Here is a 21,209-nt window from a genome sequence, read left to right on the forward strand (position 1 = left end):
GCCTCCCTCCAACAGCGCCAATAGAACAAGATTCGGAATGTCCTCGCAACAGGCCCCTGCGTGTTATGGGAGACTTGCCGCCTGTTCACGGTGCTGATGGGGGCAGGGATGGCAGGGGACGGGGAGCGGCTGGTCGCCCGGCGCTACCGGCTGTTGCGCAGGCTCGGTCAGGGTGCCATGGGCGTGGTGTGGGAGGGGCACGACACGCTGCTGGATCGGCCGGTCGCGATCAAGGAGGTGCTGCTGCCCCGCGGGCTGCCTCCGGCCGACCTGGAACGCCAGCTTCTGCGTACCGGGCGGGAGGCGCGCACCGCCGCGCGGCTCAACCACCGGGGCATCGTCGCCGTCTACGACGTGGCCGAGGAGGACGGGCGGCCCTGGATCGTGATGGAGCTGGTCCCCGCGCCCTCGCTGGAGCAGCTGGTCCGGCAGCGGGGCTCGCTGGCGGTGCGCGAGGTGGCCGTCATCGGGCGGCAGCTGCTCGCCGCGCTGGCCACCGCGCACGCCGCCGGGGTGCTGCACCGGGACGTCAAGCCCGCCAACATCCTGGTCAGCCCGGACGGCCGGGCGGTGCTGACCGACTTCGGCATCGCCACCGCCGAGGGCGACGCCTCGATCACCCAGACCGGGATGATCACCGGCTCGCCCGCCTTCCTGGCCCCGGAACGCGCGAGTGACGGGCAGATCGGCCCGCCCTCCGACCTGTGGTCGCTCGGCGCCACCCTGTACGCCGCCGTGCTCGGCCGCTCGCCCTTCGACCGGGGCGAGACGATGGCCACGCTGGCGGCGCTGCTCACCGAGGAGCCCGACTTCGGGCGGGTCCACCCCGCCCTGCGCCCGGCCCTGGCCGCCCTGCTGATCCGCGACCCGCAGCGCCGGGCCACCGCCGCCGAGGCCGACCGGCTGCTGGCCCAGATCGACGCGGCGCCCGTGCCCGGATCCCCCAGGCCGCGCGGCCGCCGTACCGGTCTGATCGCGGGTGTCGCGGCGGTGGCGGTGGTGGCCGGCGCGGCCGCGGTCTGGGCGCTGGCCCCCACCGACCGGCCCGCGCCGTCACCGGTGGCCGCGGCCTCACCCAGCCCGTCGGCCGCGCCGGTGGTGGCCAGGCAGACGCCCGAGCAGACGCCGCAGCCCAGCCCCACGCCGACCCCGGTGTCGCTCTTCAAGCGGTACCTCTCCCCGGCGGGCTGGACGATCGGCTACCCGCGCGCCTGGACCGGCTCCCGGGCCGAGGCGCTCACCGAGTGGCTGAGCCGCGACGGTGGCAGCCACCTGGGCGTGGAGGAGGTCAGCGCGTACGGCGGGCAGCTGGAAATGCTCGGCGACATGGAGGCCGCCCTCACCCGGAACGTGCGCGACTACCAGCAGCTCCGCCTGGACCGGATCTCCTGGTCCTACGGCTCGGCCGCGGAATGGGAGTCGGTCTACACCGCCACCGAGGACAACCGTGGCGACCGCCCCTGGCTCACCCCCGGGATCGCCTACCACGAGGTCACCCGCCTGCTCACGGTCGGCGACACGGCGTTCGCCCTCACTTGGACCACCGAAAAGGATGCCTGGGACGGGCAATCGGGCATGATGGGGAAAGTGCTGAACAGTTTCCGTCCGAGGGCCGGATGATGGCCCAGGTCAGCGGGATTCCCGGGACGCCGGGTGGGGAACATCCCTCATCACCCGCCAAAAGAACGGACAGTTTTCTCGGGTTTAACGTGTCGAGTCTGGTCTGCGGTGTTTTAGGGGGATACCGTGCCCCTAGAGACGATCTCTACAATCTGGGGGTGGTGTCATGCCCGAGCGCACGACCAGTATGACCACCCATAGGAGAGCGGTCGAGCAGATCCGCGAATCCTACGCCGCGATGCCCGCCGACGCGGCGCCCCGGCTGGCCAAGGCCACCACCAACCTGTTCCGCTTCCGCGAGCCGACCAGAACGGCCAAGCTCTCCGCGCGCGACCTCGACCAGGTCATCCAGGTGGACCCGGAGGCCATGACCGCCGAGGTCCAGGGCATGACCACCTACGAGAACCTGGTCGACGCCACGCTGCCGCACGGGCTCATGCCGTACGTGGTGCCGCAGCTGAAGACGATCACGCTGGGTGGCGCGGTGACCGGGCTCGGCATCGAGTCGACCAGCTTCAAGGACGGGCTGCCGCACGAGTCGGTGGAGGAACTGGAGATCCTCACCGGCGACGGCCGGGTGGTGGTCGCCCGCGCCGACAACGAGTACCGGGACCTGTTCCACGCCTTCCCCAACTCCTACGGCACGCTGGGCTACGCGCTCCGCATCAAGATCAAGCTGGCCCGGGTCCGGCCGTACGTGCGCCTCACCCACGTGCGGTTCACCGACGCCGACAAGTGCATGCTGGCCATGCAGGAGATCTGCGAGACCAGGGAGCACGACGGCGAGCCCGTGGACTTCGTGGACGGCACCTTCTTCGGGCCGGACGAGATGTACATCACCCTGGGCCGTTTCGCCGACCGGGCGCCGTACGTGTCGGACTACACCGGGATGCGCATCTACTACCAGTCCATGCGGAGCCGTACCCGGGACTGGCTGACCGTTCGGGACTACCTCTGGCGCTGGGACACCGACTGGTTCTGGTGCTCGCGGGCGTTCGGCGTGCAGCAGCCGCTGGTGCGCTCGATCACCCCGCGCCGCTGGCTCCGCTCCGACGTCTACCGCAAGCTGGTCGGCCTGGACCAGCGGTACGGGGTGACCGCCCGGATCGACCGCTGGCGGGACAACCCCGTGCAGGAGTCGGTCATCCAGGACGTGGAGGTGCCGATCGAGCGCGGCGCCGAGTTCCTGGAGTTCTTCCACCGTCAGGTGGGCATGACCCCGCTCTGGATGTGCCCGCTCAAGGCCACCAGGGACTGGTCGCTCTACCCGCTGGAGCCGGGGCAGCTCTACGTCAACTTCGGATTCTGGGGCATGGTCCCCCTGCCGCGGGGGCGGCAGGACGGGTACCACAACCGGCTGATCGAGCGCGCCGTGCACGAACTGGAGGGCCACAAGTCCCTCTATTCGACCTCGTTCTACGATCGAGAGGAGTTTTGGCGGTTCTACAACGGAGACGCCTACTGGGCGGTCAAGCGCGCTTACGACCCCGGTGGCCGGTTGCTTGACCTGTATGAGAAATGTGTACGGGGAAGGTGATGAGGGATGAATCTCGCCGCGATCTTTGAGAAGGTCGTGGGGCCGGAGGCCGGCCTCGAATTCGTCGCCTACGACGGCAGCAAGTCAGGCCCATCCGGCGCGGACCTCCGACTCGAGGTGAAATCGCCGATCGCGGTGGCCTACCTGGCCCAGGCGCCTGGAGAACTGGGCCTGGCCCGGGCCTATATCTCCGGCCATCTGGATGTGCACGGAGACATGTACGCACTGCTGGACCGCATGTGGTCCATCACCATCAACGACATCCCGCTGTCGGAGAAAGTGGCCGCCGTGCGGGCGCTCGGGGTGAAACCGCTGCTCACCCGGGTGCCGTTGCCGGCGCAGGAGGTGCGCCGCTCGGCCATGGCCCGGCTGGGCAGCCGGCACGCCAAGCAGCGCGACGCCGAGGCCATCCACCACCACTACGACGTCTCCAACACCTTCTACGAGTGGGTGCTTGGGCCGTCGATGGCCTACACCTGCGCGGTCTACCCCTCCGCGGACGCCACCCTGGAGGAGGCGCAGCACACCAAGTTCGACCTGGTCGCCAAGAAGCTCGACCTCAAGCCCGGGATGCGGCTGCTGGACGTCGGCTGCGGCTGGGGCAGCATGGTGCGGCACGCCGCCCGGGAGTACGGGGTCAAGGCGCTCGGCGTCACGCTCAGCCGCCAGCAGGCCGAGTGGGCGCAGAAGGCGATCGCCGAGGAGGGCCTGGAAGGGCTCGCCGAGGTGCGTTTTCTAGACTACCGGGACGTCACCGAGACCGACTTCGACGCGATCAGCTCCATCGGCCTCACCGAACACATCGGCAAGGACCAGCTGGCCTCCTACTTCTCCTTCCTCTACAACAAGCTCAAGCCCGGCGGACGGTTGCTCAACCACTGCATCACCCGGCCGACCGGCAAGGAGAAGACCCTCAACAAGGGCGGCTTCATCAACCGCTATGTCTTCCCCGACGGCGAACTGGAATCGGTCGGCCACCTCATCCGGGTCATGGAGGACACCGAGTTCGAGATCCGCCACGAGGAGAACCTCCGCGAGCACTACGCCCTCACCCTCCGGGACTGGTGCCACAACCTGGACGACCACTGGGACGAGGCCGTCCGCGAGGTCGGCCAGGGCACCGCCCGGGTCTGGCGCCTCTACATGGCGGGCTGCGTGGTCGGCTTCGAACGCAACAAGATCCAGCTCCACCAGGTCCTGGGCGTGAAACTCAACGAGAAGCGCTCGGCCGAAATCGCCCTGCGCCCGTCCCTCGACTGGCCCTGATCATCCGGTACGGCTCCCGCGCGTGTTTGTCGCGCGCGGGAGCCGTTTCCTGTGTCTACGAGCCTTCCGCCAAGGTGGCGCACTCGACTGCCGGGCTGCTCGCGGAGAAGTTTCCGGCGGCGTCCCTGGCGACGACGGTGAGACTGTAGTCGGTGGCCGGGGGCAGGCCGACGATCCGCACCGGGGGCGCCTCCACGCTGGCGATCAGCGTGCCGTCGTGGAAGATGTCGTACGCCACGGCGCCGATGTTGTCGGTGGACACGGGCCAGTCCAGGGTGAGCTCGGTGGAGCCGATGTCGGAACACACGGGCTGACCTGGGGTCGTGGGCGGCTCGGTGTCATCGGAGGGCGGGGGACACGTGGGGGGTGTCTCCGCTGGGGGAGTCTCCACGGGCGGGGTTTCCACGGGTGGCGTGACCGTGGGGGATTCGACTGGCGGGGTCGCGGTCGCGCTGTCGGCCGGAGGCGTGGCGCCGGGGGACGGCGTCCCGCCTAGGCCCAGCGGGGACGCCGATTCGGCAGGGGGCGTCTCCACGGGCGGTGTCGCCGTCGGCGTCTCGGTCGGCGCGCTGGTCGGGGTCTCCACCGGTGGCGTTTCGACCGGAGGGGTCTCGACGACACACGGCGGTTCGACGCACGGCGTCTCGGCGGGCGGTGTTTCGACCGGAGGCGTTACGGTCGGCGTGTCCACAGGCGGTGTCACGGTGGGGGTATCGACCGGCGGTGTCACGGTTGGGGTGTCGACCGGTGGCGTCACGGTGGGTGTGTCAACCGGCGGTGTCTCAACCGGCGGTGTGACACTCGGGGTGGCCGTGGGAGTGGTCGGCGTTTCGGCGGGGGGTGTCTCGGTGGGCGGGGCGGTCGTTGGTGGGCATTCCCCTGGCGGGGTCGGTGTGGGTGTCGGGGATTCCGTCGGTGGGGCCGGGAGGTCGCGTACTTCGAGGTGGTCGAGGTGCGGATTTCCCCGGCGGGTGGTCGCGGTGATCCGGATCGTGTTGGCGCCCGCGACCAGCGGCGTACGGAACGACAACGTCCGCCAGAACCGCCACCACCGGGTTCCCCGGAACCGCTGGTCCTCGGCCACCGTCTGCCCGTTGACGGAGATGTCGGCCCAGGTCCCCCGCCGGCCCGGGTTCGCGTACCGGATGAGTATTTTGGCTTCCCCGGCGGTCTCGGCGCTGACCGTCCATTCGACGTAGCTACCGCTCCGGTTGGACCCGTTGACGTAACCTTCCCCGCTGTATCCCCGGCGGGAACGTTCGACCCTCCCTTGGACGATGGTGGCGCTCTCGGCCTCGTATCTGGTGCCTCGCTCGAACGGTGTCGCGGCGCCGGCTGCGGAGGATCCACTGACCAGGATCCCCGCGACCAGCAGTAACGCACCGGTGATCGCATGGCCTCGCATGGGTTTGTCTCCCCGGAGTCTTCGACGACGTCCTGACCGTACGGGCGCCCACTACCCGCGAAGCCTCCGGGGAACCTCCGAGCTACCGAAGTTCGCGTTTGAGGATCTTGCCGGTGGCGGTCATCGGCAGCGCCTCCCTGAACTCGACGATCCGGGGGTACTTGTAGGCCGCCATCGTCTCCCGGGACCATTCGACGATTTCCTGCTCGGTGACCGTGGCCTCCGGCCGGCGGATCACGTACGCCTTGATCTCCTCGCCCAGCTTCTCGTCCGTCACCCCGACCACGGCGGCCAGCGAGACCGCCTCGTGGGTCATCAGCACCTCTTCGATCTCCCGGGGGTACACGTTGAACCCGCCCCGAATGATCATGTCCTTGGCCCGGTCGACGATGAAGTAGAAGCCGTCCTCGTCCCGCCGCGCGACGTCCCCGGTACGGAACCAGCCGTCCCGCATCACCTCGGCGGTGGCCTCCGGCCGGTTGTAGTACCCCTTCATGACGTTGTGGCCCCGGATGGCGATCTCTCCCAGCTCCGGCACGGTGTCCCAGTCGCCGTCGATCAGCTTCATCTCCACCCCCCAGACCGGCGTGCCGATGGAGCCGGGCTTGAACGGGCGGCCGAACTGGTTGAAGGAGGCGACGGGCGAGGTCTCCGACAGGCCGTACCCTTCCATGATCGGGATGCCGAAGCTCTTCTCGAAGTCCTTCAGCACCTCGACCGGCAGCGACGCCCCGCCCGAGATGGCGGTGGCCAGCGACGGCGGGGGATCGCCCGCGGCGCCGAGCAGCGCCCAGTACATGGTGGGCACCCCGGCGAAGAGGGTGACGCCCTCCCGGTGCATCAGCCGGAGCGCCTCGCCCGGCTCGAAGCGCGGCAGCAGGACCACCGTGGCCCGGCGCCGGAAGCCGGCGTTCATGATCACGGTCTGCCCGAAGGAGTGGAAGAGCGGCAGCGTGGCCAGGAACACGTTCTCCGGCAGGCGCGGGTGGATCTCGTCGCCGACCATCGCGTTGATCAGCATGTTCTGGTGGCTCAGCTCGGCGCCCTTGGGCTGTCCGGTGGTGCCGCTGGTGTAGAGGATGACCGCGGTGTCCTCGGCCGAGGTCTGGACCGTCTCGAAGGTGGTGGCCATGCCCTCCAGTGCCGCCCAGAACGACTCCCCGTACGGGGTCTCGGTGGCCAGCGGGGTCGCGGGCAGCACGATCAGGTGCTCCGCCCCCGACTCCTCGAACCCGGCCCGGCCCCGCTCGCCGAGCGGCAGCTCGGGGGTGCCCTCGAAGCAGAAGAACGCCTTGGCCTGCGAGTCGTCCAGGTGGTAGGCGATCTCCCGCGCCTGGAGCAGCACGTTGAGCGGCACGACCGTGGCCCCGGCCTTCAGGATGCCGAAGTAGACCATCGGGAAGTACGGCAGGTTCGGGCAGGCCAGCGCGACCTTGTCCCCTCGCCCCACACCCCGCGCGGTCAGCAGGTTGGCGACCTGGTTGGCCACGGAGTCCACGTACGCGTACGGCAGGCGGAGGTCACCGAAGACCAGCGCGGTCTTGTCGGGAACCTCGCGGGCACTGTCCTCTAACACGATGGCGAGATTAAGCATGGCCACATGCTTGCAGCCGTCCTTACCTACTGGTAGGTAACCGAAGGTTACAAACTGGACGCATTCCCCGATCGGGAGTAAGCACGTGGCTATGGACTTCCACTATGTAATCGTTGGTGCCGGTTCAGCCGGATGTGTGCTGGCCGCCCGGCTGAGTGAGGACCCCGAGGTGCGGGTGGCCCTGATCGAGGCCGGCGGCAGCGACCGGAAGCTGGAAGTCCGCATGCCGGCCGGGTTCTCCAAGCTCTTCAAGACCGCCTACGACTGGGACTACACCACCGTGGCGCAGACCGGGCTGACCGGGCGTGAACTCTACTGGCCGCGCGGGCGCATGCTCGGCGGCTCCTCCTCGCTGAACGCCCAGATGTGGGTACGGGGGACCGCCCTCGACTACGACCAGTGGGACCTCCCCGGCTGGACTTACGACGAGGTGCTGCCCTACTTCCAGCGCGCGGAGCGGCGGGTCGGCTCCAACCGGGGCGGGGTGTACGGAACCACGGGCCCACTCTACATCTCCGAGTTACGCAGCCCCAACCCCATCACGGCCGCCTTCCTGGAAGCCTGCGCGCAGACCGGCCTGACCCGCCTGCCGGAGCTGAACGGCCGGACCAACGAGGGCTACGGCCCCACCCCCGTCAACCAGAACCGCGGCCACCGCTGGAGCGCCGCCGACGCCTACCTGCGCCCGGCCATGGGCCGGGAGAACCTCACCGTGCTGACCGCCGCCCAGGCCCGGCGCGTACTGATCGAGAACGGGCGCGCGACCGGCGTCGAGTACGGCGAGGGCCTGACCGTCCGGGCCTCCCGCGAGGTCATCCTGGCGGCCGGGACGATCGGTTCGCCGCAGTTGCTGATGCGCTCAGGGGTGGGCGATCCGGAGGTGCTGGCCGCCGACGGCATCGAGGTGGTGCACCCGTCCAAGCAGGTGGGCGCCAACCTGATGGACCACCTGACCAGCGGGGTGTTCCTGAACTGCCCGGAACCGATCACGCTGACCGGGGCCGAGACACTGGCCAACCTGCTCCGCTACCTGCTGCTGCGGCGCGGGATGCTGACCACCAACGTGGGGGAGGCGGTGGCGTTCATCCGCACCACCCCCGAGGAGCCCGCCCCGGACATCGAGCTGATCTTCGCGCCGGGCCCGTTCATCGACCACGGTCTCACTCCGAAGCCGGGACACGGCATCACCATCGGGGTCATCCTGCTCCAGCCGGAGAGCCGGGGCCGGATCACGCTGCGCGGCGGCGAACCGGTCATCGACCCCGGCTACCTCACCGCCGAGGCCGACCTGCGCAGGTTGGTGGCCGGGCTCCGGGTGGCGCAGAAGATCGCCGAAGCCCCCGCGCTCCAGCCGTTCACCGCCGGGCCGATGGCGCCGTACCAGGGCGGCGAGAGCGACGAGGAACTGGCCGCCTGGGTCAGGGAGCGGGCCGAGACGCTCTACCACCCGGCCGGGACCTGCCGGATGGGCGCCGACCCGGACTCGGTCGTCGATCCAGAACTCCGGGTGCGCGGGATCGACGGGCTGCGGGTGGTCGACGCCTCGGTGCTGCCGACCCTCAACCGCGGCCACACCCACGCCCCCGTCGTCATGGTCGCCGAAAAGGCGGCGGAGCTTCTCGCCAAGGCGGCAGGATGAGCGTCACCGACATCGATCTTTCCCACATCCCGTTCTGGGGCCGTCCCCGGGAAGAGCGGCTGGAGGCGTTCCGCCGCCTGCGCGAGCTCGACCGCCCGGTCTTCGCCCGCGAGAACAGGGTTCCTTTCATCAAGGAAGGCGCCGGCTACTACGCCCTGGTCCGGCACGCCGACGTCATCGAGGCCAGCCGCAACGCCGGGGTGTTCAGCAGCGAGCCCACCACCAACAGCATCCCGGACATGCCCCGCTGGCTGGCCGTCTACTTCGGCTCAATGATCAACATGGACGACCCCCGGCACGCCAGGTTACGCAGGATCGTCTCCCGTGCCTTTACCCCGCGCATCCTGGCCAAGATGGAGGAGGACCTACAGCAGGCCGCCGGAGAGATCATCTCCCGGGCCTCCGGCCGGGGCGACTTCGTGACCGAGATCGCCGCCCGGTTACCCGTACAGGTCATCTGCGACATGATGGGCATCCCGCCGGACCGCCACGACGAGGTGCTCCGCCACACCAACGTGATCCTGGCCAACGCCGACCCCGAGTACTCCGGCATCACCGTCGACTTCACCGACGGCGTCTTCCACCGCTGGCCGGTGGCCCGCGGTCTGGCCAGGCTGATCGGCGCGGGGCGCGGCCTGAGCGCGATGGCCCAGCGGCTCGGCCGGGCCCGCCGCCGCAACCCCACGGGCGACCTGACCTCGCTGCTGGTCAACGGCGAGGAGCGGCTGACCGCCCAGGAACTCGGTTCGTTCTTCATCCTGCTGGTCACCGCCGGGGCCGAGACCACCAGGAACGCCATCTCGCACGGCCTGAAGCTGCTCACCGACCACCCCGACCAGCGCGAGCTGCTGCTGAGCGACTTCGACAAGCACATCCCCGGCACGGTCGAGGAGATCATCCGGTACGCCACCCCGGTCATCCAGTTCCGCCGCACCCTGACCAGGGACCACCACATGAACGGCCAGGACTACCGCGCCGGTGACAAGGTGCTGCTCTTCTACAACTCCGCCAACCGCGACGAAGCGGTCTTCACCGACCCCGACCGCTTCGACATCACCCGCAACCCCAACCCGCACGTCGGCTTCGGCGGTCCAGGACCGCACTACTGCCTGGGCGCCCACCTGGCCCGGCGCGAGATCACCGTGATGTTCCGCGAGCTGTTCACCCGCCACCCCGGCATCCGGACCACCGGCGAGCCGGACTATCTGCTCTCGAACTTCATCAACGGGATCAAACATGTGACCTACGCATGGTGAACGGGCGCTTGTGGCACGATGGGGACCGAATGTCGTTCTAGTGGGGGTATCGATGACGACTCAGCCCGCCGGGTACGCGCCGATCCGGACCACCGCGGACATCAACCTGTCCGACTGGGACTTCTGGGCCCGCCCCATGCCCGAGCGGGAGCACGCCTTCCAGCTCCTTCGCGACCAGGACATCCCTGCCTTCTTTCCCGAGCCGGAAGTCTCCTTCGCCCCGCCGGGACCCGGCTACCACGCGCTGGTCCGGCACGCCGACATCCTGGAGGCCAGCCGGAACCCGGAGATCTTCTGCTCCGGCTCCGGCGGCGCCACCAACATCGTCGACATGCCCGCCGAGTTCGTCGAGTACTTCGGCTCCATGATCAGCATGGACGACCCCCGCCACGCGCGGCTGCGCCGGATCGTCTCCCGGGCCTTCACCCCCCGGATGATCCGCCAGTTCGAGGCCGACGTGGAGGAGGCCGCCACCCGCATCGTGGACGACCTGCTCCAGACCGGCCCCGGCTGCGACTTCGTCACCGAGGTGGCCGCCCGGTTCCCGTTAAAGATCATCTGCGACATGATGGGCATCCCCGAGCGCGACTACACCTTCGTCTTCGACCGCTCGAACGTGATCCTCGGCGCCTCCGACACCGAGTACGTCAGCGACCCCGGCTCCATCGCCACCGCGCTGCTCACCGCCGGCATGGAACTCCAGCAACTGGTCCAGGACCTCGCCGCCCACCGCCTCGGCAACCCCACCGACGACCTGATCTCCACCCTGATCAACGCCAACATCGACGGCGAGCAGCTCACCGCCCAGGAACTCGGCTCCTTCTTCATCCTGCTCGTGGTGGCCGGCAACGAGACCACCAGGAACGCCATCTCGCACGGCCTGCGCCTGCTCACCCTCAACCCCGACCAGAAGGCCCACTGGCTGGCCGACCTGGACGGCAGGGCCCCCGGCGCGGTGGAGGAGATCGTGCGGCTGGCGGCCCCCGTCAACTACATGCGGCGCAAACTCACCCGCGACCACGTGATGAGCAACGGCGCCCAGATGCGCGCGGGCGAGAAGGTGGTCCTCTACTACTGGTCGGCCAACCGGGACGAGCGGGTCTTCGAGGATCCGTACCGGTTCGACATCACCCGCAACCCCAACCCCCACGTGGGCTTCGGCGGGCCGGGGCCGCACTTCTGCCTGGGCGCCCACCTGGCCCGCCGCGAGATCAGCGTGATGTTCCGCGAACTCCTGCGCCGGGTCCCGACGATCGAGGCGGGTACGCCGGAACGGCTCTTCTCCAGCTTCATCAACGGCACGAAGCACATGGAGTGCAGGTTCTAGTCGGCTACCTTGATCGACTTGAAGATGGTGTTCACGTCGGGCAGCAGGTCGTCCTTGATGTCCGGCACCTGCATGTAGACGATCGACGGCAGCGGCTGGCCGGTGTTCACCGCGGCCACCACCACCAGGGTGGACCCGCCGTCGTCGGTCACCTTGTACGCGCCGAGCTGGCCGTTCGCGCCACGCAGCTTCTGCGCGCCGACCTTGCTCACCTTGTTGCCCTTGGGGAAGATGCTCTGCCGGGCCTTCACCACCACCGCGTTGATCACCGGCCGCAGGTCGTCGGCCGTGGTGAACTTGGCGGCCAGCTCCTGGCTGAGGGGGCCGCTCATCACCTGGGCGTACTGCGGCTTGCCCTTGGTGGTCATGCCGGCGTTCACGAACTGGCGGGTCACGTAGCCGTAGGTGGTCTGGATGCCCTGCTGGTCCAGGTCGGTCCGCCACGGGCCGCCGAGCTGGGGGAGCGAGACGTGCCCCTCGCTGTCGGTGAGGGTGCCCTTGACCGGGGAGGCCGTGCCCTCGTAGACGGGCAGGCCGCCCTGGGCCTGGGGCGCGGTGGAGCTCTTGGAAGCCGACGGCTTGGCCGAGGGGGACGGGTTGGCCGAGTCCTCGCCGGTGCCGGCCAGCGGGCCCGCCAGGAACGCCCAGAGCAGCGCGGCGATCAGCGCCACCAGGACCGAGCCGACCAGCGCGAACAGCCAGATCGGGCGGCCGCGCTCCTCTTCCTCGTCGTACTCGTCGATGGCCTGGTAGTTCTCGCCGAAGACGGTGTTCCAGAGCTCCTGCTGGCGGTGCGCGGGGGGCGTCTTGGGGCCGCTGATCTGCCCGGCCGTCACGAACGGCTTGTACGGGTCGGCGGGTTGCTGCGGCTGCTGGTGCGGAGGTTGTTGAGGTTGGGGCTGTGGCTGGTACTGGGGCTGCTGGTGTTGCGGCTGCGGCTGCGGAGGAGCCTGCGGCTGGAATTGGGGCTGCGGGGGAGCCTGGGTCTGCGGCTGGGCGGCCATCATGCCCGTCATCGGGAACTGGGGCACACCGTGCTCGCCCGTGTGCGGGCCGGAGAACGCCTGCTGCGGCGGGGCCTGCTGGTCCATGGGGGCGCGGTAGAGGGGGGTCTCCCCGGTGCCGAACTGGCGGGGGCTCTGCTGGCCCAGCGCGCCGAAGGGCTGAGGGTCAGCGCCGAAGGGCTGAGGGTCACGGGGGCCGAGCCGTACCGTGCTGTCGGCCTGGCGGGGGTCCTGCTGGATGCCGGGGGGAACACCGAACGGGCCGGTCGAGAAGGGCTCGTGCGCCGGAGGTGGGAGCACCGGGTGGTCGGGTTCGCGGTACTGCGGGCGGCCGAAGGGGTCGGTGCCGCCTCGGGGCGGGTCGTTCAGCGGGGGCGGGAGCACGGGGTGGTCGCCGGTGCGGTAGGAGCGCTGGCCGTACGGGTCGGGCTCGGGGTAGCCGGGCGGGGGGCCCGCGGTGGGGGAGGAGGCCGCGGGGACCTCGGGCCAGGCGGGCGGAACCTCTGGCCAGGCCGGGGTTCGCTGCGACTCGCTGTGCTCCGAGGGCATGTGACCTCCCGAGATCATGCCCGAATTGGACGTGCCTGGCATGATCTCATGCGACCCGGGGGGCGGGGCACCTAAACCAGAGAATGCGCCGCGGAACTGCTCACCGGTGGGATCGGTCGGGGGATCCTGCATCGGAAGGAAATCCGGGCCCGATCCCGGGTCGAGTGAGTTCGCCACGAGATGAGGGTAGAGGAACCCGACACCAGTGGTCACAACGGATCTATCACCATCGCGTATCGGCGTCTGACTGGGCGTGTAAGATCGTCGGCCCCGCACGATATCGTCAGCGTCGCACTTGAAGTCTGCGCTAGGCTTGCGCTATGCGTGCCGAGACCCTGCTTCTTATTGGGCCGCATCGAGCAGACTGATTGCAGCCTCGATGCGGCCGCCCCTCGTGCATGGTGCCGGGGGGTTTTCTTATGGGCGGGTGTCGATAAATCAGGAGATGGACCGTGGACGAGCAGGTGTACGACCCGCAGGCGCTGCAGGCCAAATGGCTGCCTCGCTGGGAGGAAAGCAACCCCTTCGCCGCCAGCGAGGACCCGGCTGACCCCCGGCCGGCCAAGTACATGCTCGACATGTTCCCCTACCCCTCCGGCGACCTGCACATGGGCCACGGCGAGGTGTTCGCCATCGGCGACGTGATCGCCAGGTACTGGTTCCAGAAGGGGTACAACGTCCTGCACCCGATCGGCTGGGACTCCTTCGGGCTGCCCGCCGAGAACGCCGCCATCAAGCGGAACGCGCACCCGGCCGAGTGGACCTACGCCAACATCGAGACCCAGGCCAACTCGTTCCGGCGGTACGCGATCTCCTTCGACTGGTCGCGGCGGCTGCACACCAGCGACCCGGAGTACTACCGCTGGAACCAGTGGCTGTTCAACCGGTTCTTCGAGCGCGGCCTGGCGTACCGGAAGGGCGGCCTGGTCAACTGGTGCCCCAACGACCAGACCGTGCTGGCCAACGAGCAGGTCGTCCAGGGCCGGTGCGAGCGGTGCGGCGCGGTGGTGGTCCGGCGTGAGCTGACCCAGTGGTACTTCAAGATCACCGACTACGCCGAGCGGCTGGTCGACGACATGGAGAGCCTGGACGGCTGGCCGGAGCGCGTACTGACCATGCAGCGCAACTGGATCGGCCGTTCCACCGGCGCCGACGTGCGGTTCCAGATCGAGGGGCGGGAGGAGCCGGTCACCGTCTACACCACCCGGCCCGACACGCTGTTCGGCGCCACCTTCTTCGTGGTCGCCGCCGACGCCCCGCTGGCCGCCGAGATCTGCGCGCCCGCCCACCGCGAGGCGCTGGAGGCGTACCGGGCGGAGGTGGCCAAGCTGACCGACATCGAGCGGCTGGCCACCGACAAGGAGAAGACCGGCGTCTTCCTGGGCGTGTACGCGATCAACCCGGTCAACGGGGAGCGCATCCCGGTCTGGGCGGCCGACTACGTGCTGTCCGACTACGGGCACGGCGCGATCATGGCGGTGCCCGCGCACGACCAGCGTGACCTGGACTTCGCCCGCAAGTTCGACCTGCCGGTCCAGGTGGTCGTGCACACCGGCATGGCCGACCCGGGAGAGACCGGCGTGGCCACCCCCGGCGAGGGCAGCCTGGTCAACTCCGGCCCGCTGGACGGGCTGAACAAGGCCGCCGCCATCGCGAAGATCATCGAGATCCTGGAGGAGCGGGGCACCGGCCGGGCCACGATCAACTACCGGCTGCGCGACTGGCTGCTGTCCCGGCAGCGCTTCTGGGGCACCCCGATCCCGATCATCCACTGCCCCGACTGCGGCGAGGTCCCGGTCCCCGACGACCAGCTGCCGGTCACCCTGCCCGACCTGCGCGGCGAGGCGCTGGCCCCCAAGGGGATCTCCCCGCTGGCCTCGGCCACGGACTGGGTCAACGTGGCCTGCCCCAAGTGCGCGGGCCCCGCCAGGCGGGACACCGACACGATGGACACCTTCGTCGACTCCTCCTGGTACTTCCTGCGGTACGTGGACCCCGCGTACACCGGTGGACCCTTCGACGTCGAGCGGATCCGCAAGTGGGGCCCCATCGACCAGTACGTGGGCGGCATCGAGCACGCCGTGCTGCACCTGCTGTACAGCCGCTTCTTCACCAAGGTGCTGTACGACATGGGCATGGTCGACTTCACCGAGCCGTTCCTGCGGCTGCTGAACCAGGGCCAGGTGATCAACCGCGGCAAGGCGATGTCCAAGTCGCTGGGCAACGGCGTGGACCTGGGCGAGCAGATCGACTCCTTCGGCGTGGACGCCGTCCGGCTGACCATGATCTTCGCCGGGCCGCCCGAGGACGACATCGACTGGGCCGACGTCTCCCCGGCCGCCTCGCAGAAGTTCCTGGCCCGCGCGCTGCGGGTGATGAGCGAGGTGACCAGCCCCGTGGGCGCCGACCCGGCGACCGGCGACCTGGAACTGCGCAAGATCACCCACCGGACCGTGGACGAGGTCACCCGGCTGGTGGACACCAACCGCTTCAACGTCGCGGTGGCCCGCGTCATGGAGCTGACCACCGCCACCCGGCGCGCCATCGACTCCGGCCCCGGCGCGGGCGACCCCGCCGTCCGGGAGGCCGCCGAGGCGCTGGCCGTGATGTTGTCGCTGGTCGCGCCGTACGCGGCGGAGGAGGGCTGGGAGCGGCTGGGCCACGCGCCCTCGGTCGCGCTGGCGGGCTGGCCCACGGCCGACCCGGCGCTGCTGGTGCGGGACTCGGTCACCTGCGTGGTGCAGGTGGCGGGCAAGGTCCGGGACCGACTGGATGTTTCACCGGACATTTCGGACGCCGACCTGGAGTCGCTGGCCCTGGCGTCGGAGAAGGTCCAGCCCTACCTGTCAGGGGTTCCGCGCAAGGTCATCGTGCGTGCGCCCAAGCTGGTGAACATCGTTCCGTAGGGGGTGTCCCCGGTACGGCGGGTGGGCCCGCCGTACCGGGGAATTGACCGTGGCCGTGGTGGGCGCCCAAAATTGCGGCGAGCCACAGTTGAACATCGTTTAGGCGTGCGGTCAGGGCATGCCGCGACCACCGCCGTCCCGGCAGGGCGGCGGTTCTTGGGGTGCGCGCTGACCGTTTCGGCTCATGGCGGCCGCCCCCAGGGTGGAGGGCGGTCTACCTTGATCAGGAAGAGACTCGGCAGAGTCCTCGGTGCGCTCGCGGTGAGCGCGGGCATGGTGGCGGCGATGCTCGTCGCGACCAGTGCCCCGGCCCTCGCGGCCGGCACCGGAACTGGATATCTGCGCACATCAGGCAACAAAATCCTCGACTCCACGGGGGCGACGGTCCGCCTGACCGGCATCAACTGGTTCGGCATGGAGACCGACAACAAGACGTTCCACGGTCTCTGGGCGAGTGTGACCTGGAAGTCGCAGATCGACCACATGGCCCAGCTCGGCTACAACACCATCCGGGTGCCCTACTCCGACGACGCGCTCAAGACCGGCGCGGTCGCCACCGGCATCAACGACTTCACCAACCCGGACCTGGTCGGGCTCTCCCCGCTCCAGATCCTGGACAAGGTGATCGAGTACGCCGGGTCCAAGGGCATGCGGATCATCCTGGACCGGCACCGGCCCACCGCGGCCGGGCAGTCGGCCCTCTGGTACACCTCGACGGTGCCCGAGAGCACCTGGATCGCCAACTGGCGGATGCTGGCCCAGCGGTACGCCGGCAACACCACCGTCATCGGCGCCGACCTGCACAACGAGCCGCACGCCGATGGCACCAACCCGAACGCCACCGGCTCCTGCTGGGGCTGTGGCGTGGAGAGCCGGGACTGGCGGCTGGCCGCCGAGCGGGCCGGCAACGCCATCCTCGCCGTGCAGCCGAACTGGCTGATCTTCGTTGAGGGGGTCAGCTGCCCGAGCGGCGGGCTCTCCAACGTCTGGGACAACGACCCCAGCAATGACGAGGACTGCGGCTGGTGGGGCGGCAACCTCTCCAAGGCCGGGGAGTTCCCGGTCCGGCTGAACGTGGCCAACCGGCTGGTCTACTCGCCGCACGAGTACGCCACCTCGGTCTACAACCAGGCCTGGTTCAGCGACCCGACCTACCCCGCGAACATGCCCGCCATCTGGGACAAGTACTGGGGCTACCTGTACAAGCAGAACATCGCGCCGATCATGATGGGCGAGTTCGGGACCACGATGACCAGCAACGTGGACCGGATCTGGCTGACCGAGCTCATGAAGTACACCGGGACCGGGGTGAACGGCATGTCCTTCACCTACTGGTCGTGGAACCCCAACTCCGGGGACACCGGGGGCATCGTGATGGATGACTGGGTGACCGTGCAGACGGCCAAGCAGGCCATCCTCCAGCCGTACCTGATCGCCCCCGTTCCCGGCGGCTCCAGCCCGCCGCCCACCGACACCACACCGCCCACGACCCCGTCCTCCCTGGCGGCGTCGGGTACCACTTCGACCGGGACCAGCCTGTCCTGGACCGCCTCCACCGACTCGGGTGGCAGCGGCCTGGCCGGATACGACATCCTCCAGGCCCCCGGCACCAGCGGCGGCAGCTTCGCCGTGGTCGGCACCTCCACCACCAACTCCTTCGCCGTCACCGGCCTCACCGCGGGCTCGACCTACCGGTTCCAGGTCCGGGCTCGTGACGGCGCCGGCAACCAGTCGGCGGTCTCCAACACGGTCACCGTGACGACCACGACGGCGACCGACACCACGCCGCCCACGACTCCGTCATCGCTGGCGGCGTCGGGGACGACTTCGACCGGGACCAGCCTGTCCTGGACCGCCTCCACCGACTCGGGTGGCAGCGGCCTGGCCGGGTACGACATCCTCCGGGCCCCTGGGGCCAGTGGTGGCACCTTCGCGGTGGTGGGCACCTCGACCACCAACTCCTTCGCCGCCACCGGTCTGACCGCCGGTACGACCTACCGGTTCCAGGTCCGGGCCCGTGACGGGGCCGGCAACCTGTCGGCGGTCTCCAACACCGTGACGGTCACCACCACCGGTGGCAGCACCGGCGGCTGCTCGGTCACCGCGACCACCCAGACCAGCTGGCAGGACGGCTACGTCATCCAGCCCGTCGACGTGCGCAACACCGGCACCTCCGCCATCACCGGCTGGACCGTCACCTTCACCCTCCCCGCCGGGCACACCATCACCGGCTCCTGGAACGCGGTCTTCACCGTCAGCGGCCAGACCGTGACCGCCAAGAACACCGCCTCCAACGGCAACCTGGCCCCGAACGGCACCACCAACTTCGGCTTCCAGGCCAGCCGCCCGAACGGCAACACCTCGCTGCCCTCCGGCTACACCTGCACCTCACCGTGACGACGCGGGTCGCTGGACGTCCTGGGTTGTCCAGCGCCCCGTTTCACGGTGATAGCGGCCCTCGCTCTCCCGTCGAGAGCGAGGGCCGCTCGCCTTCAGTCGAGCACTCCCCTGATCCTGGTGAGAATCTCGTCCAGGATCGGGCCCGAGGTGCCGAAGTTCAGGCGTGCGAAGGTGTCCGGGGCGCCGAAGAGCGGGCCAGGATTCAGGCGGACCTTCGCCTCCCGCTCCAGGAAGGTCGTCACGTCCGGGATGCCGAAATCCAGCCAGCCCAGGTAGGTGGCCTCCGGTATCAGGTACGTGACCTCGGGCGGCATGCGCGCCGCGATCATTTTGCGGTTGCGGTCCAGGACGGCCAGGACTTCGGCCAGCCAGTCGCCCCCGTGTCGCCAGGCCGCCACCGTGGCCTCCACCCCCAGGACCCCGGCGGCGCCGAACAGGTGCGCGGGGTACGCGGCCAGCGCCGCACGCACCCCGGCGTGCCCCAGATGTGCGACGGCGCAGTGCACCCCGCCCATGTTGAACGCCTTGCTGGCCGAGGTCAGCGTGACCGTGCGCTCCGGCAGCAACGTCCCGAACGGGATATGCACGTTCCCGTCGAAGGCGAGATCGGCGTGGACCTCATCCGAGATCACGATCAGATCATGCCGCTCCGCGAGCTCCGCCAGCCTTTCCAGCTCATCCCGGGTAAAACAATGCCCAGTCGGATTATGCGGATTAACCAGCAAAAGCACCTTGGCATTCTCCGTGCCCTCCGGCTCCGCGAACTCCCAACTCTCCCCGTTCGCGATCAAGGGCAACGGCACGGGAACCCGGTCCATCGTCCGGAGCGTATCCAGAAACGCGTTATATGCCGGTGTGTGTACCACCACCCCGTCCCCCGGCTCGGTCATCAGATGCAACACGATCTGAAGCGCCTGATTCAAATCGGTAAACGACCGAACCAGCCCTGGATCCGCCCGGAACCCGTACCTTCCCTCCATCCTCTCCGCGAATGCCTCAGCCAGTGGCCCCACCGAAAAGTCATCCAGCCAGGATGGATACCCCAAGTCCGTGTCGATCCGCCGCAACACCGCCTCTCTCACGGCGTCCGGCGGCGGAAAATCCATATCCGCCACCCAGGCGGGAATGACCCCCGGCCCGATCAGGGTCCACTTGAGCCCGTCCCGCCTCCGAGCCTCCTCCAACGACAACCCACCAAGCTCCACGCGCATGCCATCACCCTATTTCCCCCCAAACCCCCCACCGCGAGGGACCCCGAAGGGCACCGCCTGACCTTGGGAATCGGTCGTCTAGTCGCCGGAGAGATGCTCGACCGTCAGGAACTCGATCGGCCCGTCACCGACGTTGCACAGATCGTGCAGCAGGTATTCACCCGCTCCGAACGAGAAATGCCGCGTCTGGCCCGCGGTGTAGGCGACCTTCCGGGTGCCGCCGTCGTCGGTGTGCTGGATGGAGAGGCCGTCCCTGAGCGCCGTCCAGAAGTAGTCGTTGACGTGGCGGTGGGCGGGCAGCCGCTCACCAGGTGCCAGCTTGATGTACCACACACGGACCCGGTCGGTGCTGGACAGCAGCATGCTGCCGACGGTGAGGTTGTGGGCGTTGTCGGCGAACTCCCGCCGCAGTTCCGCGCTCCACCCCGCGAAGTTCTCAGCGATGATCTCGCCGGCCAGTTGCTCGTCCACAGGCACTGTCACCGGAAAACCCTCCGTTCAATTCCTTACACACAAGAAACTAGTACGACCCGATTCATGGGCACCATGACGAATAACCGCGATACGGCGATAGATTCCGCCTATCGCCCGGCGAGGACGTCCTTGAAACACTGGATGAACCCGTCCGCGAGTGACGTCTTCGGATTCATCGAGTAAACGAAAAGCTCACGCATGTACGGCTTCTCGAACGACCGGCAGAACCCTGACAGGTGTTCGGGCACAACGTTGCTCGGCACGATCGTCGGTCCGAGCCCGGCGATCGCGAGATTGACCGCGACATCGGTCTGGCTGGTGAACACTGCGCCGCTCGGGTGGATGCCGTGCAGGGCGAAGATGGTGTCCATCACGATCGACAGGCCGTGCTCCTTGCGGAAGAGCACCCAGGGACGGCGGGCCAGCTCCGCCAGGTTCACGACCGGGGACGCGAGCGCCTCGTCCCCGCCGGGCAGCACGATGACGAACTCCTCGGCGCCCAGCGGTTCGAGGTGGGCGAAGTCGGCGTCCGGCAGCGGGCCGATCGCGAAGTCGTGCAGGCCCATCGCGGTGGAGCGTTCAAGTTCGGTCGCGCTGCGGAACTCCTGCATCGTGGCCAGCGCGCCCGGTCGGTCGCTCCGCCATGCCGTGAGCGCCCGGGGCACCAGACCGGCCGCGATCGAGTGCACGGTCGCGAAGTGGATCTCGCCCGCGCTGCCCTCCAGGGCGAGCCGTGAGTGACGGACCGCCCGGTCGACGGACGCCAGGGTGGTCTTCGCCTCCCGCAGGAAGATGCGGCCCGCCGGGGTCAGCGACACCCCCCGCGCGTGGCGGTTGAGCAGGGCGCCGCCGATCTCGTGCTCCAGCATGCCGATCTGGGAGGACAGCGAGGGTTGCGCAACGTACAGCACCTCCGCCGCACGGCGGAAGGAGCCGATCTCGGCGACCGCGACGAAGTACTCCAGTTGCCGCAGGCTTACCCGGGCCATCTCCGAGCTCCCTCCTTCCGCTGGCTCCCCAT

14 protein-coding genes are annotated in these 21,209 nt (G+C 69.1%); 8 read left to right on the forward strand and 6 right to left on the reverse strand.

The window, feature by feature from the left end; all coding sequences use genetic code 11:
* Positions 1 to 108: 108 nt before the first annotated feature.
* From KIP79_RS49015 to KIP79_RS26845, 3 genes are all read left to right on the forward strand, one after another.
* Positions 109 to 1,620: a serine/threonine-protein kinase gene (locus tag KIP79_RS49015; protein WP_261368025.1), complete on the forward strand. Its 1,512-nt coding sequence runs from the start codon at positions 109 to 111 to the stop codon at positions 1,618 to 1,620.
* A gap of 166 nt (positions 1,621 to 1,786) precedes the next feature.
* On the forward strand, positions 1,787 to 3,157 hold the full coding sequence (locus tag KIP79_RS26840) for an FAD-binding oxidoreductase (RefSeq protein WP_214107703.1): 1,371 nt from the start codon (positions 1,787 to 1,789) through the stop codon (positions 3,155 to 3,157).
* Positions 3,158 to 3,163: 6 nt separating this feature from the next.
* The gene (locus KIP79_RS26845) at positions 3,164 to 4,423 is read left to right on the forward strand and encodes a class I SAM-dependent methyltransferase (RefSeq protein ID WP_214107704.1); all 1,260 of its coding nucleotides are present in this window, start codon (positions 3,164 to 3,166) and stop codon (positions 4,421 to 4,423) included.
* A 55-nt stretch (positions 4,424 to 4,478) separates the two neighbouring features.
* Here KIP79_RS26845 and KIP79_RS26850 read toward each other — a convergent pair whose 3' ends face one another.
* Together KIP79_RS26850 and KIP79_RS26855 are read right to left on the reverse strand one after the other, a co-directional pair.
* Complete coding sequence (locus KIP79_RS26850; RefSeq protein WP_214107705.1) at positions 4,479 to 5,828, reverse strand: CBM35 domain-containing protein; 1,350 nt, start codon at positions 5,826 to 5,828, stop codon at positions 4,479 to 4,481.
* Positions 5,829 to 5,910: 82 nt separating this feature from the next.
* Positions 5,911 to 7,422, reverse strand: a complete 1,512-nt coding sequence (locus KIP79_RS26855) for a long-chain-fatty-acid--CoA ligase (protein WP_214107706.1) — start codon at positions 7,420 to 7,422, stop codon at positions 5,911 to 5,913.
* Positions 7,423 to 7,513: 91 nt separating this feature from the next.
* Here KIP79_RS26855 and KIP79_RS26860 point away from each other — a divergent pair, with 91 nt between their 5' ends.
* From KIP79_RS26860 to KIP79_RS26870, 3 genes are read left to right on the forward strand one after another with little or no spacing between them, the layout of a single operon-like run.
* Positions 7,514 to 9,061 carry a GMC family oxidoreductase gene (locus tag KIP79_RS26860; RefSeq protein WP_214107753.1) on the forward strand — a complete coding sequence of 516 codons (1,548 nt, stop codon included), beginning with the start codon at positions 7,514 to 7,516 and terminating at the stop codon, positions 9,059 to 9,061.
* Positions 9,058 to 10,317, forward strand: a complete 1,260-nt coding sequence (locus tag KIP79_RS26865; protein WP_214107707.1) for a cytochrome P450 — start codon at positions 9,058 to 9,060, stop codon at positions 10,315 to 10,317. Before KIP79_RS26860 ends, KIP79_RS26865 begins: the two co-directional genes overlap by 4 nt.
* A 52-nt stretch (positions 10,318 to 10,369) precedes the next feature.
* On the forward strand, positions 10,370 to 11,644 hold the full coding sequence (locus tag KIP79_RS26870) for a cytochrome P450 (RefSeq protein ID WP_214107708.1): 1,275 nt from the start codon (positions 10,370 to 10,372) through the stop codon (positions 11,642 to 11,644).
* Here the strand turns inward: KIP79_RS26870 and KIP79_RS26875 are convergent.
* Positions 11,641 to 13,197 carry a hypothetical protein gene (locus KIP79_RS26875; RefSeq protein WP_214107709.1) on the reverse strand — a complete coding sequence of 519 codons (1,557 nt, stop codon included), beginning with the start codon at positions 13,195 to 13,197 and terminating at the stop codon, positions 11,641 to 11,643. The genes KIP79_RS26870 and KIP79_RS26875 overlap by 4 nt on opposite strands.
* Before the next feature lie 452 nt (positions 13,198 to 13,649).
* On the opposite strand from KIP79_RS26875, the gene leuS reads away from it, so the two are divergent.
* Both leuS and KIP79_RS26885 read left to right on the forward strand, forming a co-directional pair.
* Positions 13,650 to 16,103 (forward strand): leucine--tRNA ligase, encoded by a 2,454-nt coding sequence (leuS, locus tag KIP79_RS26880; RefSeq protein ID WP_214107710.1) that lies wholly within the window; start codon positions 13,650 to 13,652, stop codon positions 16,101 to 16,103.
* A gap of 219 nt (positions 16,104 to 16,322) precedes the next feature.
* On the forward strand, positions 16,323 to 18,500 hold the full coding sequence (locus KIP79_RS26885; RefSeq protein ID WP_214107711.1) for a cellulase family glycosylhydrolase: 2,178 nt from the start codon (positions 16,323 to 16,325) through the stop codon (positions 18,498 to 18,500).
* A gap of 95 nt (positions 18,501 to 18,595) precedes the next feature.
* On the opposite strand, the gene KIP79_RS26890 is transcribed toward KIP79_RS26885, so the two are convergent.
* The 3 genes from KIP79_RS26890 to KIP79_RS26900 all read right to left on the reverse strand — a co-directional run bounded on the left by KIP79_RS26890 (position 18,596) and on the right by KIP79_RS26900 (position 21,177).
* Positions 18,596 to 19,714: a MalY/PatB family protein gene (locus KIP79_RS26890; protein WP_214107712.1), complete on the reverse strand. Its 1,119-nt coding sequence runs from the start codon at positions 19,712 to 19,714 to the stop codon at positions 18,596 to 18,598.
* Positions 19,715 to 19,792: 78 nt separating this feature from the next.
* Entirely contained in the window at positions 19,793 to 20,197 is a 405-nt protein-coding gene (locus KIP79_RS26895; protein WP_214107713.1) for a cupin domain-containing protein, read from the reverse strand.
* Positions 20,198 to 20,295: 98 nt separating this feature from the next.
* Positions 20,296 to 21,177 carry a LysR family transcriptional regulator gene (locus tag KIP79_RS26900; protein WP_214107714.1) on the reverse strand — a complete coding sequence of 294 codons (882 nt, stop codon included), beginning with the start codon at positions 21,175 to 21,177 and terminating at the stop codon, positions 20,296 to 20,298.
* Positions 21,178 to 21,209 lie beyond the last annotated feature (32 nt).

This window comes from Acrocarpospora catenulata (genome assembly GCF_018476525.1).
Lineage (GTDB): Bacteria > Actinomycetota > Actinomycetes > Streptosporangiales > Streptosporangiaceae > Acrocarpospora > Acrocarpospora catenulata.